The sequence below is a fragment of the Actinomadura sp. ATCC 39365 genome (assembly GCF_054392275.1).
Genome location: NZ_CP184335.1, coordinates 4344784 through 4358616 on the forward strand (window position 1 = coordinate 4344784; position 13833 = coordinate 4358616).

Annotated in this window: 18 protein-coding genes and 3 tRNA genes; 5 read left to right on the top strand and 16 right to left on the bottom strand. The window is 72.8% G+C overall.

The window, feature by feature from the left end:
* Nucleotides 1-95 precede the first annotated feature (95 nt).
* Nucleotides 96-467, top strand: a complete 372-nt coding sequence (locus ACNF49_RS21505; RefSeq protein ID WP_357964277.1) for a hypothetical protein — start codon at nt 96-98, stop codon at nt 465-467.
* A gap of 45 nt (nt 468-512) precedes the next feature.
* Here the strand turns inward: ACNF49_RS21505 and ACNF49_RS21510 are convergent, their stop codons facing one another.
* From ACNF49_RS21510 to ACNF49_RS21555, 10 genes are all read right to left on the bottom strand, one after another.
* Nucleotides 513-1178: an endonuclease V gene (locus ACNF49_RS21510; protein ID WP_357964275.1), complete on the bottom strand. Its 666-nt coding sequence runs from the start codon at nt 1176-1178 to the stop codon at nt 513-515.
* An 80-nt stretch (nt 1179-1258) separates the two neighbouring features.
* The gene (locus ACNF49_RS21515) at nt 1259-1564 is read right to left on the bottom strand and encodes a hypothetical protein (RefSeq protein ID WP_482944793.1); all 306 of its coding nucleotides are present in this window, start codon (nt 1562-1564) and stop codon (nt 1259-1261) included.
* Between the two features lie 100 nt (nt 1565-1664).
* The gene (locus tag ACNF49_RS21520) at nt 1665-2351 is read right to left on the bottom strand and encodes a type 1 glutamine amidotransferase (RefSeq protein WP_482944794.1); all 687 of its coding nucleotides are present in this window, start codon (nt 2349-2351) and stop codon (nt 1665-1667) included.
* A 28-nt stretch (nt 2352-2379) separates the two neighbouring features.
* On the bottom strand, nt 2380-3207 hold the full coding sequence (locus tag ACNF49_RS21525; RefSeq protein ID WP_482944795.1) for a bifunctional 5,10-methylenetetrahydrofolate dehydrogenase/5,10-methenyltetrahydrofolate cyclohydrolase: 828 nt from the start codon (nt 3205-3207) through the stop codon (nt 2380-2382).
* On the bottom strand, nt 3204-3809 hold the full coding sequence (locus ACNF49_RS21530) for a cyclodeaminase/cyclohydrolase family protein (protein ID WP_357964269.1): 606 nt from the start codon (nt 3807-3809) through the stop codon (nt 3204-3206). The genes ACNF49_RS21525 and ACNF49_RS21530 overlap by 4 nt, the downstream gene beginning before the upstream one ends.
* Nucleotides 3810-3837: 28 nt before the next feature.
* Entirely contained in the window at nt 3838-4350 is a 513-nt protein-coding gene (locus ACNF49_RS21535) for a hypothetical protein (protein WP_357964267.1), read from the bottom strand.
* Nucleotides 4351-4400: 50 nt separating this feature from the next.
* The gene (locus tag ACNF49_RS21540) at nt 4401-5075 is read right to left on the bottom strand and encodes a chitosanase (protein ID WP_357964264.1); all 675 of its coding nucleotides are present in this window, start codon (nt 5073-5075) and stop codon (nt 4401-4403) included.
* Between the two features lie 99 nt (nt 5076-5174).
* Nucleotides 5175-5810 carry an FMN reductase gene (locus tag ACNF49_RS21545; protein ID WP_482944796.1) on the bottom strand — a complete coding sequence of 212 codons (636 nt, stop codon included), beginning with the start codon at nt 5808-5810 and terminating at the stop codon, nt 5175-5177.
* Nucleotides 5811-5835: 25 nt separating this feature from the next.
* Complete coding sequence (locus ACNF49_RS21550) at nt 5836-6927, bottom strand: LLM class flavin-dependent oxidoreductase (protein WP_357964260.1); 1092 nt, start codon at nt 6925-6927, stop codon at nt 5836-5838.
* A gap of 79 nt (nt 6928-7006) precedes the next feature.
* Complete coding sequence (locus ACNF49_RS21555) at nt 7007-7543, bottom strand: CGNR zinc finger domain-containing protein (protein ID WP_482944797.1); 537 nt, start codon at nt 7541-7543, stop codon at nt 7007-7009.
* Between the two features lie 83 nt (nt 7544-7626).
* On the opposite strand from ACNF49_RS21555, the gene ACNF49_RS21560 reads away from it, so the two are divergent.
* On the top strand, nt 7627-8871 hold the full coding sequence (locus ACNF49_RS21560; protein WP_357964256.1) for an MFS transporter: 1245 nt from the start codon (nt 7627-7629) through the stop codon (nt 8869-8871).
* On the opposite strand, the gene ACNF49_RS21565 is transcribed toward ACNF49_RS21560, so the two are convergent.
* Both ACNF49_RS21565 and ACNF49_RS21570 read right to left on the bottom strand, forming a co-directional pair.
* Entirely contained in the window at nt 8858-9508 is a 651-nt protein-coding gene (locus tag ACNF49_RS21565; RefSeq protein WP_482944798.1) for an NAD-dependent epimerase/dehydratase family protein, read from the bottom strand. The two genes, ACNF49_RS21560 and ACNF49_RS21565, sit on opposite strands and share 14 nt — an antisense overlap.
* A complete protein-coding gene (locus ACNF49_RS21570) occupies nt 9505-10878 on the bottom strand; it encodes an APC family permease (protein ID WP_482944799.1) in 1374 nt (457 codons plus the stop codon). Before ACNF49_RS21570 ends, ACNF49_RS21565 begins: the two co-directional genes overlap by 4 nt.
* Before the next feature lie 103 nt (nt 10879-10981).
* On the opposite strand from ACNF49_RS21570, the gene ACNF49_RS21575 reads away from it, so the two are divergent.
* From ACNF49_RS21575 to ACNF49_RS21585, 3 genes are all read left to right on the top strand, one after another.
* Complete coding sequence (locus tag ACNF49_RS21575; protein ID WP_482944800.1) at nt 10982-11590, top strand: TetR/AcrR family transcriptional regulator; 609 nt, start codon at nt 10982-10984, stop codon at nt 11588-11590.
* Nucleotides 11591-11783: 193 nt separating this feature from the next.
* The gene (locus ACNF49_RS21580; RefSeq protein WP_482944801.1) at nt 11784-12053 is read left to right on the top strand and encodes a hypothetical protein; all 270 of its coding nucleotides are present in this window, start codon (nt 11784-11786) and stop codon (nt 12051-12053) included.
* A gap of 73 nt (nt 12054-12126) precedes the next feature.
* The gene (locus ACNF49_RS21585; RefSeq protein ID WP_482944802.1) at nt 12127-12960 is read left to right on the top strand and encodes an alpha/beta fold hydrolase; all 834 of its coding nucleotides are present in this window, start codon (nt 12127-12129) and stop codon (nt 12958-12960) included.
* 80 nt (nt 12961-13040) lie between these two features.
* Here the strand turns inward: ACNF49_RS21585 and ACNF49_RS21590 are convergent, their stop codons facing one another.
* From ACNF49_RS21590 to ACNF49_RS21605, 4 genes are all read right to left on the bottom strand, one after another.
* Entirely contained in the window at nt 13041-13472 is a 432-nt protein-coding gene (locus ACNF49_RS21590; protein ID WP_482944803.1) for a nuclear transport factor 2 family protein, read from the bottom strand.
* A 110-nt stretch (nt 13473-13582) separates the two neighbouring features.
* A tRNA-Val gene (locus tag ACNF49_RS21595) sits at nt 13583-13657 on the bottom strand.
* 7 nt (nt 13658-13664) lie between these two features.
* A tRNA-Cys gene (locus ACNF49_RS21600) sits at nt 13665-13735 on the bottom strand.
* A 15-nt stretch (nt 13736-13750) separates the two neighbouring features.
* A tRNA-Gly gene (locus ACNF49_RS21605) sits at nt 13751-13822 on the bottom strand.
* Nucleotides 13823-13833: the final 11 nt, after the last annotated feature.

The window sequence follows — 13833 nt, forward strand, 5'->3', positions numbered from 1 at the left end:
GCTGGGCGTAGCGAGGATGACGACGGGCGGCGGATGCCCGGTCCCGGCGGCGGCGCGATCCTGGGGGCGTCCACCCGAGGTCGAAGGAGAGTCCAGTGGTCACCCAGGTCGTCAAGGGGAGCGGGTATCTGACCGCGTTCAAGGCCCTCGCCACGCTCAGCATGTTGTCGGTGCTGCTGCAGGCCGTCACGGCGGGGCAGCTCATGAGCGGGGCCGGCGCGGGCCTGCACGGGGCCGGGGCGGGCGCCGTCCACCTGCTCGGCCTGCTCCAGCTCGTCGTGGCCGTGCTGCTGTGGCGGCCGGGGCGCGGGGCGGGCTGGCCCGCGCTGGTCAGCCTGGGGGTGCTGCTGCTCGGGTTCCTGCAGTCGATGCTCGGCGGGTCGGGGGCGGTGGCCGCGCACGTGCCGCTGGGCATGACGCTCTTCGGGCTCAGCGTGTGGCTCGTCGTCTGGGCCTGGCGGCGCTGACCGTCCCTGCGTTGATCTTCCCGGCGGGACCGGCTGAGGGGGCGGTCAGGTCCCGCCGGGGTGGCGGGCCAGGTGGTCGGCCTGGCGCACCGGCTCGGGGAGGCGGTAGCGCGGCGTGAGCAGCAGGGTCTGGGACGTGGCGGTGTCCAGGCCGATGCGGTGGCCCTGGGAGACGTAGACCGGTTTCGTGTCCCGCCGCGTGCGCAGCGCCCTGCCCACCGTGACGCCCTCGTGGACGATCGGCGTCCAGTCCCCGCGTTCCCGGCCGGGCGGCTCGTGCTCGCCCACGAACGGCGTCTTGGCCACGCCGAGCGCGGGCAGGCCGGTCAGCACGCCGAGGTGGCAGGCCAGGCCGAAACCGCGCGGGTGGGCCAGGCCGTGGCCGTCGCAGACCAGCAGGTCGGGGGTGACGGCGAGGCGTTCGAGCGCCTCCACCAGGGTGGGCAGCTCGCGGAAGGCGAACAGGCCGGGCACGTACGGGAAGACGGCCCTCCCGTGGGCCACCGCCCGCTCGACCGGTTCCAGGGTCGCCGCGTCCAGGACGACCACCGCCGCCGTCACCTCGTCGTCGCCGTGGTAGTGCACGTCGAGGCCGGCCACCAGGGGGAAGGCCGTGGGCCCGGCGAGCTCGACGCGGCCACGCAACCGGTCCTGGACGGCCTCGGCCTCGGCCGCGTCGGCCGGCCAGGGATGAAGTCTGTCTACCCGCATCCCATCCACGTTAGGGCCATTCGTCCCTGGCGCCGCCCACCGCCCGGCCCGGCGGGCGCAGCCGGGCGGTGGGCGGTCGGTCAGTAGGCCTTGATGTCGTAGGAGCCCGCCACAGCCGTGGAGTACCCCCAGGAGCAGTGCGCTTCCGACTGCGAGCCGACCCACACCCAGGAGCCGTAGGACTTGGCGGTGGAGGAACCGTTGGAGCAGGTCGCGATGGCCCGCACGTAACCCGACCCGCCGGTGCAGTACGCCCAGGAATAGGCGGACCGGTAACCGATCCCGGAGTGGCAGTTGGACGGAAGGGGCTCGGCACTGGCCGCGGACGGAGCGAGCGAGACGGCGGCGGCCGCGGCGACCATGGTGGCGAGAATCTTGATCTTCATGAGCCGGACGCTAACTCCCGGCGGCGGCTCTCATACGCCCTCGGGCAGGGAAAGATCGTCCGGATCCTTTCACATGATCAGCAGCCGCCAGGGCGGGAGGTCAGGCACTGACGATCTTGGCGAAGCGCATCGCCACCTCGCGCCAGACCGGCGTGGAGACCGGCTCGTCGGCCACCGCGCCCGCGTAGACCTCCTCGGGGTCGAAGCCGTCGGGCGTCCACTCGCGCACGCGCGCGGGCAGCACCTCGGGATGGAACTGCACCCCCCACGCCCGCTCGCCCACCCGGAACGCCTGGTAGGGGCAGGCGCGCGTCTCGGCCAGCCACACCGCGCCGGCGGGCAGCCGGGTGACGGCGTCCTTGTGGTGCTCGATCGCGGGCACCACCGGCGGCAGGCCCTGGAACAGCGGGTCGCCGGCCGCCTCGGGGCGGATCGTGACCGGCAGGCTGCCGTTCTCCGGCGCGCCGGTGTCGCCGGTCACCTCGCCGCCGGCCACCTCGGCCAGCATCTGGCCGCCCAAGCAGATGCCGAACAGCGGCACGCCGTCCGCCAGCGCCTGGCCCACCAGCCGGCGGGCATCGGCCAGCCACGGGGCCCGGTCGTCCTCGGAGGGCAGGTAGCCGCCGCCGAGCATGATCATGGCGTCGTGCCGGTCCAGCCGGTCGGGCAGCGGGGCGCCCTCGTGCGCGAGCACCACGTCGAGCCGCAACCCGGCCTCCTCCAGCCAGTCGCCGAGCCGGCTCGGGCCGCCGCTCCTGCTGTTCTGCACGATCAGGACGTCACCCATCGATGGTCTCCACTCTCGGATGTCGGGCTCAGGGCAGGTTCGCCGCGCGGGCGGTGTGGCGCAGCAGCAGCGCGGTCGTCACCGGGCCGACGCCGCCGGGCACCGGGGTCAGCGCGCCGGCCACCTCGGAGACCGCCGCGAAGTCGACGTCGCCGGTGAGCCCGCCGTCGTCGGTCGGGTTGGTGCCCACGTCGATCACCACCGCCCCCGGCGCGACGTGCGCGGCGCCGATCAGCCCGGCGCGGCCGACGGCGGCCACCAGCACCTCGGCCCCGGCGGTGACGGAGGCCAGGTCGCGGGTGCGCGAATGGCAGACGGTGACCGTGGCGTGCCGGTCGAGCAGCAGATGGGCCAGCGGTTTGCCGACCACGGTCGAGCGGCCGACGACCACCGCCCGCCGCCCTTCGAGCGGCACCTCGTAGTGGTCGAGCAGGGCCATGACGGCCGCCGCCGTGGCGGGCGGGAACGCGGGCCGCCCGGCGGCCAGGCGGCCGAGCGAGAGCGGGTTCGCGCCGTCGACGTCCTTGCGCGGGTCGATGGCGGCGGCCAGCTCCTGCGCCGAGGCCCCGGCGGGCAGCGGCGTCTGGAGCATGACCCCGTGGACGGCGTCGTCGGCGCTGAGCCCGGCCAGCGTCTCGTGGATCCTGCCGGGGTCGGCGTCGGCGCCGAGGTCGACGATGTCGCAGGCGACGCCGACGCCCGCGGCGGCCTTGGCGATCGAGCGCACGTACCACAGGCTGGCCTCGTCGGCCGTGGCCACCACGACGGCCAGCCTGGGCTGCGGCCCGGCGGCGGCCTCGGCCTGCGTCTGGGCCTTGATCGCGGTGGCCAGGTCGCGGCCGGTCAGCGTCCTCATCGGGCGATCTCCTCGCGTACCCCGGCGGTGATCCGGTCGGCCGTGGCGAGGGCCGCCTCGACGCCCGTCAGGCGGGCCGTCAGCTCCTCGCGGACCTGCTCGTCCTTGATGCCCCGCAGGTTGACCTCGACGTTCACCCGGGCGGTGGTGAGCGCGGCGCGGGCGGCCTCGGCGGCGGCGGCGACGTCGGTGACGACGTTGCGGTTGCCGATCGGCAGCAGCAGCTCGCAGAGCTCGACCAGCCGCGTGGCGGCCGCCACCACCAGGGCCGGGGGCTCGGCCGCGCCGGCCAGGGCGCGGGCGATGGAGACGCTGCGCTCCTCGCCCTTGGGCAGCCGGTAGGCGTCGGAGACCGCGGTGAAGGCGGCCGCGTCCTCCTCGGCCAGCCGCAGCGTCCGCGCACGGAGGGCGTCGGTCTCCTCGATCACTGCGGCGACGGTCTCGGCGTGTTCGGCGTACCGCTCGCCGGTGGTGTAGCGGGCCACCATGCCGAGCAGGGCCGCGGACTGGGCCGCGTGCAGGGCGGCGGTGGCCCCGCCGCCGGGGGCGGGCACCTTGTCGGCCAGCTCGGCCAGGAAGTCGACGATCTTCGAGTCGCGCATGGCCGCATTCTGCCAGGCCCGGCCGGGCTCACTCGCGGTGCATCGGCCTGGTGACGTCGTGCGGCATGCCCTGCGGCAGGTACGGCGACCCCGACGCGCCGTAGTCGGAGGTGTAGGCCGACGGCCGCGCCGGCGACCGCCAGCGCGACGGGAAGGCGGACACGACCAGCAGCGCCACGCCGAGGAACAGCATGACCCCCGTGTAGATGGTGGTCTGCAGGCCCGCACCCAGGCTGCCGGTGACCAGCCCGTCGGGGATGACGCGGAAGCCGGCGCCCAGCTCCACCGCGGGCACCAGGCCGAGCGCGGTGTAGGCCAGGCCGCCGAGGAGCGAGGCGATCGGTGACAGACGCGAGCCGGCCAGGAACGCGAGACCGGCCCCCGCCGCCGCGATCACGGCGAGTCCAAGCCAGGAGACCCTGAACCGCGTGGCCATGGTCAGGCCGAGCTCGCCGATGCCGTACATGAGGCAGGCGGCGATCAGCGGCGGAAGGATCAGGCCCGCGACCACTCCCAGACCATGACGGGCACCGTTGGACATGATTAACCCCGTTTGTTCGGCTTGTGCATCAACCTACCCTGATCGCCGGATCAGTGCTTGATCGTGTACTTGTCGCCGTACACCTTCCAGGTCAGCGGCGGCCTGAGGTCGAGGTTGCCCTTCCTGAGGAAGACGCGCTGCATGGTGTCGACCCGGGTGGTGTCGTCGTGGGCGTCCTCGGCCTTCATCGCCGCCTTCCTGGCGTCGAGGAACGCGTTGAGGTAGGCGACCTCGTCGCCGCCGCGGGCGGGGGAGGCGGCCTTGGCCAGCGCGGCCTTCCTGATGCCGCCGAAGCTGAGCTTGTCGGAGCCGGGGCCGTGCATGACCATGGCGTCGTAGTAGGCGAACTGGCCGAGCGCCCGCAGGCCGTCCTTCTTGGCCCGGCGGACGGCCGGGTCGAAGTAGACGCGGTCGCGCTCGTGGTCCTGGGCCCGCCGGAAGACGGGGTCGGCGGCGGCTTTCTTCCAGTCCTTGACGAACGGCCTGCCGAGGCCCTTGTGGGAGTCGGTGCCGTTGACCTTGCGCAGCGCGGGCAGGTACTTGGCCAGCACGTTCGAGGGCTTGCGCCGGGTGTAGAGCTCGACCAGCTCCAGCATGTCGCCGGTGCCGGAGCAGAAGCCGATGATGCCCGCGGTGTAGCCGCGTTCATCCTTGATGTCCTCGATGTAGCCGTACTGGGCCTTCCAGTCCAGCGAGGAGTTCTCCGCGCTGGACACCAGCTGCATGGCGATGTCCTTCTTGTGTGGGTTGTTGAGGTCTGCGGGGGAAACGCAGGTCAAGGCAAGGGACAGTGAGAGGCACGTAGCGGTCAGCACCGCTGCAAACTAGCGCAGTGGGCGCAAAGCCGCGAGCTGCTCCGCGAACGGGACGACCTCGTCCTCGGCAGCGGCCCCGCCTCCGTCCTGCGCCGCGGCCGGGCGGGGAGCGCGGCCCGCCAGCAGGCCGGCCAGCTCCCCGGCGGCCCGGTCGATGCGCTCGCCGAGCCCGTCGGTGAAGGAGTCACCGCCGCCGCCCCAGTCCTCGGAGGCGGCGTAGACGGCGGTCGGCACGACCACGGCCCGCAGGTAGGCGAACAGCGGGCGCAGCGCGTGCTCCAGCACGAGCGAGTGGCGGGCGGTGCCGCCCGTGGCGGCGATCAGCACGGGCGTGCCCGCCAGGGCCGTGTTGTCCAGGACGTCGAAGAACGACTTGAACAGCCCGCTGTAGGAGCCGCTGAAGGTCGGCGTGACCGCGATGAGCCCGTCGGCCTCCGTCACGGCCTCGACCACCTCGCGCAGCCGGGTGCCGGGGAAGCCGGTCACCAGGTTGTTGGCGATGTCCACGGCCAGGTCGCGCAGCTCGACCACGCGCACCTCGGCCGCGCCGTCCAGCCGCCGCCGGGTGGCCTCGGCCAGCCGGTCGGCGAGCAGGCGGGTGGAGGAGGGCTGGGTCAGGCCGGCCGTGACGACGACGAGCTTCATGGGGGGATCTCCTTCCCTGGAGGGGTCAGACCTCGACGGCCTGGGACGTACGGGCCTGGAGCAGCGAGGCGTGCGTCGGCGCGTCCGGGACGGCGGCCGGGCGGTCCTTGGCCATCTCCTTGCGCAGCACCGGAACGACCTCCTCGCCCAGGATGTCGAGCTGCTCCAGCACGGTCTTCAGCGGCAGGCCGGCGTGGTCCATGAGGAACAGCTGGCGCTGGTAGTCGCCGAAGAACTCGCGGAACTCCAGCGTCCGGTCGATGACCTGCTGGGGGCTGCCCACGGTGAGCGGGGTCTCGGCGGTGAACTCCTCCAGCGACGGCCCGTGGCCGTACACGGGGGCGTTGTCGAAGTAGGGGCGGAACTCGCGGACCGCGTCCTGGGAGTTCTTGCGCATGAACACCTGGCCGCCCAGGCCGACGATCGCCTGCTCGGGCGTGCCGTGCCCGTAGTGGGCGTACCGGCGGCGGTAGAGGTTGATCAGGCGGATGAAGTGCTCCTTGGGCCAGAAGATGTTGTTGGCGAAGAAGCCGTCACCGTAGTAGGCGGCCTGCTCGGCGATCTCCGGGCTGCGGATCGAGCCGTGCCACACGAACGGCGGCACCCCGTCGAGCGGGCGCGGCGTGCTGGTGAACCCCTGCAGCGGGGTGCGGAAGCGGCCCTCCCAGTCGACGACGTCCTCGCGCCAGAGCTGGTGCAGCAGCGCGTAGTTCTCCACGGCCAGCGGGATGCCCTGGCGGATGTCCTGCCCGAACCACGGGTAGACCGGCCCGGTGTTGCCCCGGCCCAGCATGACGTCCACCCGGCCGTCGGCCAGGTGCTGGAGCATGGCGAAGTCCTCGGCGATCTTGACCGGGTCGTTGGTCGTGATCAACGTCGTGGCGGTGGACAGGATCAGCCGCTCGGTCCTGGCCGCGATGTAGCCGAGCATGGTGGTCGGCGAGGACGGCACGAACGGCGGGTTGTGGTGCTCACCCGTCGCGAACACGTCGAGGCCGACCTCCTCGGCCTTGAGCGCGATCGCCACCATCGCCTTGATCCGCTCGTGCTCGGTCGGGGTCCTGCCGGTGGTGGGGTCGGTGGTCACGTCGCCCACGCTGAAGATTCCGAACTGCACTTTAGTCACCATCCATGACTGTTGAATCTTTGACAGGTATCGTAGCGTCCCGGCCTCCGCCGTTATTCCATCATCCCGGTCAGGCGCCCGCGCGGGCGCGGAAGGCCGCCGCCTTGGCGCGGTTGCCGCAGCCGCGCATGTCGCACCAGCGGCGGGTGCGGCGGTGGGAGGCGTCGACGTACAGGCGGGTGCAGGGATCGGCCTCGCACTCGCGGACCAGCTCCGCCTGCGGGCCGCCGAGCAGCTCGATCGCCGCGCGCGCGGTCGTGGACAGCGCGCCGGGCAGGCCGCCGCCGCGCCGCAGGCCGCGCTCTTCGAGCGCGACGTCCGCGGGCGGGCGCCGGGCGGTCTCGTTGAGCAGGTCGCGGTCGGCCTGTCCGTACGAGCTGCCGTCGCGGGCGGCCGTGGCCAGCCGGTAGACCGCCTCGCGCAGGGCCGTCGCCCGTGCCAGGTCGTCGTCGCCGGTCTCGGGCGGTTCGTCGAGGAGGCCGGCGGCGACCGTCCAGCGGGCCAGGTCGGCGGGGGTGGCCAGCAGGTCGATGCGCGCGCCCCGGCGGTGGCCGATGGTGCCGGCGAGGTCGAGGCCGAGGTTGCCGCTGACGAAAGTGAAGTCCACGACTCCGATCGTAACCGCATTGACAAGTTACTTTCGGCGCTGCCAGGGTTGCTAACCACTGAAGCCGGTTACTTGGGGGCATTGTGGCGACACTCATCACCGTCCGCGGCGGGACGCGGCGGTTCGGCGCGCGGCACCGATGGGTCGTGCTCTCCGTGGGCGTCGGCGCCCAGGCCAGCTTCTCGGCCATGTTCTCCGGCATCCCGTTGACCGCGGTCTCCATGCGCTCGGGCTACCACCTGTCGCTGGGCTCGCTCGGCCTCGTCCTGTCCTGCCTGGGGCTGGGCGTGGCCGCCTCCGACATCGCGTGGGGCATGCTCACCGACCGGTGGGGCGACCGCCGCGTGCTGCTCGCCGGGCTGACCGCCACGGGCGCGCTGCTGGCGGTGATGGCCGCCGCCGTCACGCCGGCCGAGCACGCCGGGGTGGCCCTGCTGGCGGCGTGCCTGCTGGCCGCCGGGGCGCTGGGCGGCAGCGTGAACGGCGCCTCCGGGCGGGCCGTCATGACCTGGTTCGCCGACGGCGAGCGGGGGCTGGCCATGAGCGTCCGCCAGACGGCCATCCCCGTCGGGGGCGCGGTCGGGGTCGCCCTGCTGCCCTGGCTCGCCGAGCGGTACGGGTTCCGCGCCGTCTACGCCGTACCGGCGGTGTTCTGCCTGCTGGCGGCGGCGGCCACCTGGCGCTGGCTGCACGAGCCGGCGCCCGCCGCCGCGGCCGCCGCCCCGCAACCCGGCCCCTCCCCGCTGCGCCGCTGGGACGTGTGGCGGGTGGCGCTGGCCAGCGGGCTGCTCACCGTGCCGCAGTTCGCCGTGCTGTCCTTCACCGCGATCTTCCTGCACGACGTCAAGGGGGCCGGCGCCGGCCTGGCCGCCCTCACCGTGCTCGTCGCCCAGCTGGGCGGCGGCGCCGCGCGCATCTGGACCGGCAGGCGCACCGACCGCCGCGGCGGTCGGCGTACCTGGATCCGCGCCATCGGGACGCTGTCCGGGGTCGTGATGGCCGCCGCCGCGGTGCTCACCTCGGCGCCCACCCCGCTCACCGTCGCCGCCCTGGCGATCGGCGGCCTGCTGGCCAACTCCTGGCACGGCATCGCCTACACCGAGATCGCCGCCATGGCGGGCGCGGCCAGGGCGGGCACCGCGCTCGGCCTGGAGGGCACCGCCTGCTTCGCCTCGGGCTTCCTGACCCCGCTGCTCGTCCCGGTGGTGCTCGCCCTCGCCTCGTGGGAGGCGGTGTGGGGGCTGGCCGCGCTCGCCTCGCTGCTGGCCGTGCCGCTGATGCCGCGGGCCGTGCGGCCGGTGCCGCGGGCCGCTGTCACAAGGCGTTGATGGCCGCCGGGCCGAGGATCCGTTCGGGCGCGCCGCACTCGGCCACGGTGATCATCGCCTGGCCGATGCGCTCGGTCGTCGTCACCGCCGCCGGGAACAGCCGCCGCAGCAGCGGGTAGAGCGGCGCGGCCACGACGTAGGCCAGCCGGTACCAGCGGGTGCGCGAGGTCACGCCGTGCATCGGCTGGATGTAGCCGGGGCGGAACATGTAGGCGTGGAACGGCAGCGCGAGCAGCGCGTTCTCCGTCGCGCCCTTCACCCTGGCCCACATCGCGCGGCCGTGCTCGTCGGTGCCGGCGCCCGAGACGTAGACGAAGGTCGAGGACGGGCTGAGCCGGGCCAGCGTGGTGCCGGCCGCCAGCGTGTAGTCGTAGGTGACCCGCCGGTAGTCCTGCTCGCTCATGCCCGCCGCGGACACCCCGAGGCAGAAGAAGCACGCGTCGTAGCCGGACAGCTCGCCCTCGACGGCCGACAGGTCCGACAGGTCGGAATGGAGCAGCTCGCGCAGCTTGGGATGGACCGTCCCCGTGGGCGACCGGCCGACCGTCAGCACGGCAGTGACGCGCTCGTCGAGCAGGCACTCCCTGAGCACGCCGCGCCCGACCATGCCGGTCGCCCCGAAGATGATCACTCTCATGGTTCAGCCAGATCCCACCCGCCGCGCCGCCGCAGCACCCCCAGATAGTACGCCGCCGACAACACCGCGATCCCGGCGGTGACGTACAGGCTGGGCCGGCCGATCGCCGGGTCCAGCGCGTTGAGGTAGATCACGTACGCCAGGGCGGCCAGCGCCAGCACCGGCGCGAGCGGGAACCACGGCATCCGGTACGCCGCGTGGCCGGTCGTGCCGTTGCGCCGCCCGGCGATCGCGCCCAGGCACAGCGCCGCGTACACGGCCACGATCGAGGTGCCGGTCACCACCAGCAGGAAGCGCTCGTCGATGAAGCAGCAGGCCGCGCTGACCACGCCGGTCAGCACCGTGGCCACCCACGGCGAGCCGTACCGGGCGTGGATGGACGACAGCAGGCGGCTGACCGGCGCGGGCCAGGCGCGGTCCCGTCCGGTGCTGAACAACATGCGCGAGGTGATGAGGATGATGGCCAGCACGGCGTTGAGGATGGCCAGCGCGACGGCCAGGGAGATCACCGTGTTGACCACGGACCCGGCGCGGGCGGTGACGAAGTACTGCATCATGTTCTCCGCGCCGAACAGGCCCTCCAGCGACGGCGCGCCCACCAGCACCGCCGTCACCGGCACCAGCTCGGCCGCCACCGTGACGCCCAGCGCCCACAGCACGGTCCTCGCGATGCTCTTCGGCGCGTCGTGCACCTCCTCGCCGAAGTAGACCGCCGAGCCGTACCCGTTGTAGGAGAAGATCGCCACCGCGGTCGCCGCGCCGATCAGGCCCAGCGAGGCGGGCACCAGCGCGCCGCCGTCCCCGGCGACCACCGGATGGGTGATCAGCTCGATCGGCGACCGCTCCGGGCTGAACAGGCCGAGCGCCGCCACGACCACCAGCGCGATCATCTCGATGGCCAGGAACACCCCGGTCACCCAGGCGTTCAGCTTGATGTCGAAGACCGCCACGACGGTGGTGAGCAGGCACGTCACGGCCGCCACCAGCGGCCCGTCCAGCCCCGGGAGGACGACCGACAGGTACGCGCCCACGCCCAGCGCGATGACGGCGATGATGAGCAGCTGCGTGATGAGGATCAGCCCGAGCACCACGAACCCGGGCAGCCGGCCGAGCGTCCGGGCGGTGATGGCGTACTCGCCGCCGGTGAGCGGGAACGCCGAGCCCAGCTCGGCGTAGACGAAGGCCATGAACACGCCCACGACGGCGCCGGCCAGGTAGCTGATGATCGCGCCGCTGCCGGCCTGGGAGATCACGCCGGGGGCGATGATGAAGACCGAGGACGCGGGGGTGATGGCGGACAGGGTGAGGAGGAGGGTGCCGAGGAGCTTGAGTCCCCGGTGCAGGTGTGGATGGGCGGCCGTTGTTGCCACGACGCCTCCTTGGGGGGTTCCTTGAGCGAGTATCAAAGAACTATCGGCGGCGTTCGTCAAGGACGGCTTGCGTTTTTTGAAGCATCTATGAAGAATCGCGGCCATGGCGCGACCCAGCCGGGCCCGGGAGAAGCGGGCCGAACTCGTCTCCGCCGCCCGCCGCGCGGTGCTCGAACGCGGCATCCTCGACCTGCGGCTGCGCGACGTCGCCGAGGTCGCCGGCATGTCGGCGGGGTCGGTGCTGTACTACTTCCCGAGCATGGCCGGCCTGCTGCAGGAGGTGCAGCGCGAGGCGGTCGACCGGTTCTGCGCCGCCCGCGAGGCCGCCGCCGCGCGCGAGCCCGACCTGCGGCGGCGCCTGGTCATCACCATCGGCAGCGGCCTGCCCGCCGGTCCGGGCGACGAGCTGTGCGTGCTGCTGTACGAGCTGGGGGCGCACGCCCGGCGCGACCCGGCGTACGCGGCCCAGCACATCAGGCTGTACGAGCGGCAGGTGGCCCTGTACGCCGCGATCCTGGAGGCGGGCTCGGCGACCGGCGTCTTCAGGCTGACCCGGGACGCCATGACGATCGCCCGGAACCTGGTGGCGCTGGAGGACGGGCTGGGGCTGCACCTGCTGGACGCGGTGCAGCCGTTCGACACGGACACGGCCCGCGACCTCCTCCTGTCCTACGCCACGGACGCCACCCACTGCCCCCTCCCCACCCCCTGACGCGTATCCACCCCTCCCACCCACCCCACCCCCTCTGACCTGCCCTTCTCCCGGTCGGGCGCATGTGCGCCTGCCACGTCCCATGTGGGCCTGCTACCTCCAACCAGCCTCGGCCGCCATCCGCCTCGGCCGCCATCTCGTGACATCCCCCCTTGATCCCAGCACTCGCAAGTACGGCACTCTCGGGCTGACCGTGCTCTGCGCAGCAGTCCTCGCCGGCTACGGGCTGGTGGCATGGAGCATCTGGCAGTTGGACTGGATGTCCACAGAACTCCTGGCCAAATGCGGCATCGCAGCCGCGGCGTTCCCCGGCGTCGGCGTCGCCCTCGGCTACGCGTTCACGGCACGGCGGCCCACGCCCGTACGGATCTTCGCGGCGTCGGTCGGCGCGGCGATCGGAGCGGTGTGCCTGCTCCTGTTCGCTGCCGGCTACATCTGGTTCTCGATGGCAGCGAACGTATAGCCCCGGCAGCAGCCCGTGCCCGAGGGAACATTCGTCCAATCCTCCGGCGCGGGACGGCCGCCACAGTGGCCTCATGACCAGTTCCCACGGCGACACCACCGAGAGCACGATGCTCTCCCTGGACGACGGCGACCTCCACGTCTGCCAGGACGGCCCCCGCGACGCCCCCGCCCTCCTCCTCATCCACGGTTCGGCGTCCTCGGCCCGCTCCTGGGACCAGTTGGTCCCCCTGCTCACGGGCTCCCATCGCGTCGTCCGGATCGACCTGCTCGGCCACGGCCGCTCCGCCAAACCGGACGACCGCGGCTACACCACCCCCGACCAGGCGCGCCGGGTCGGCGAGGCGCTGGACCGGCTCGGCGTGCGGCAGGCCGTGGTCGCGGGCCACTCCAGTGGCGGCGCGGTCGCCACAGCCCTGGCCGAACAGCGTCCCGGCCTGGTGACGGCGCTCGTCCTGATCAACACCGGCCCCGGCCTGGACGCCTTCATCGCCCCGGCGTCGGCCGCGTTCGCCCCTTCGCAGTGGCCGCCGACCGACGAGCAGATCCGCCTGTTCGCGAGCCCGGGTTTCAGCCGTCCCGGCTACCAGCCCCCGGACGAGCTGCTGGACGAGGTGCGGTGCATGACCCTCCACACGCTCGCCGCGACCATGCAGGGCACCCGCGACTACCTGCACGAACGGCAGCTCCCTGACCGGCTGGCGCCCCTGGGCAAGCCGCTGCTGGTGATCTTCGGCGCGGACGACCGCCGATGGCGCTCCGCGTCCGCGTCCGAATACCGCGTCGTGCCGGGGGCCGAGATCGAGCTCCTGCCCGGCCTCGGCCACACCCCCATCCTGGAGGACCCCCAGCAGACCGCCATCAAACTCCTCACCTTCACCACGACCCCCGCCAAACAACCACACTGAGTCCGCCTGGCCAGGAAGCGGCCAGAATAGGAAGCGGCCGGGTCAGGAAGCCGTCCGGTCGGGGCGTCCCGGACGCGGGGTCACCGGGCTGTTCGCCAGCTCTGTTCCTCCACCAGTTCCTGGCTGCGCCAGCCGCCGGAGGTGCGGCGCATGCGGTGGTGGTACCAGCCGCCGCCGTGCAGGAACCCCTGGGTGTCGGCCGCGGCCATGTCGCGGGTGGGGGCGAGGGTGTCGGTGAACGGCGCGCTGACCCGCGCCTCGTCCCCGGTGAGGACGATCCGCGCGGCGCCGATCAGGTGCAGGCGTCCCGGCCAGTGCGGCAGCACCTCGGCGAGCCAGCTCTTGACCTCCGCCAGCCCGCCCCTGATCCCGCCCGCGGACCGGTAGTCGATGACCGCCTCGGGGCTGAACACCTCGTCGAGCAGGTCCCACTCGCCGGAGTCGACGGCCCGCGAGTAACGGGCCAGCAGGTCGGTGATCTCCAGGCGGTCGGCGATCTCCTGAACGTCCATGCCCCTGATCGAACCAAACGCTTGCTACAAACGCCAGGCCCGCCGCGCCGGGAGAAGGCCGCCAAAAGCGACAGCCAGGCCGGCGACCCGCCGACCTGGCTGTTGAGAGATGGTGGACGATACTGGGATTGAACCAGTGACCTCTTCCGTGTCAGGGAAGCGCTCTCCCGCTGAGCTAATCGTCCTTCGTAGAGGTGGCGACGGGATTTGAACCCGTGTGGACGGCTTTGCAGGCCGCTGCCTCGCCTCTCGGCCACGCCACCGAGCCGGAAGCTCCGAGCGGAAGACGGGATTCGAACCCGCGACCCTCACCTTGGCAAGGTGATGCTCTACCACTGAGCCACTTCCGCGTGCGCCCCGC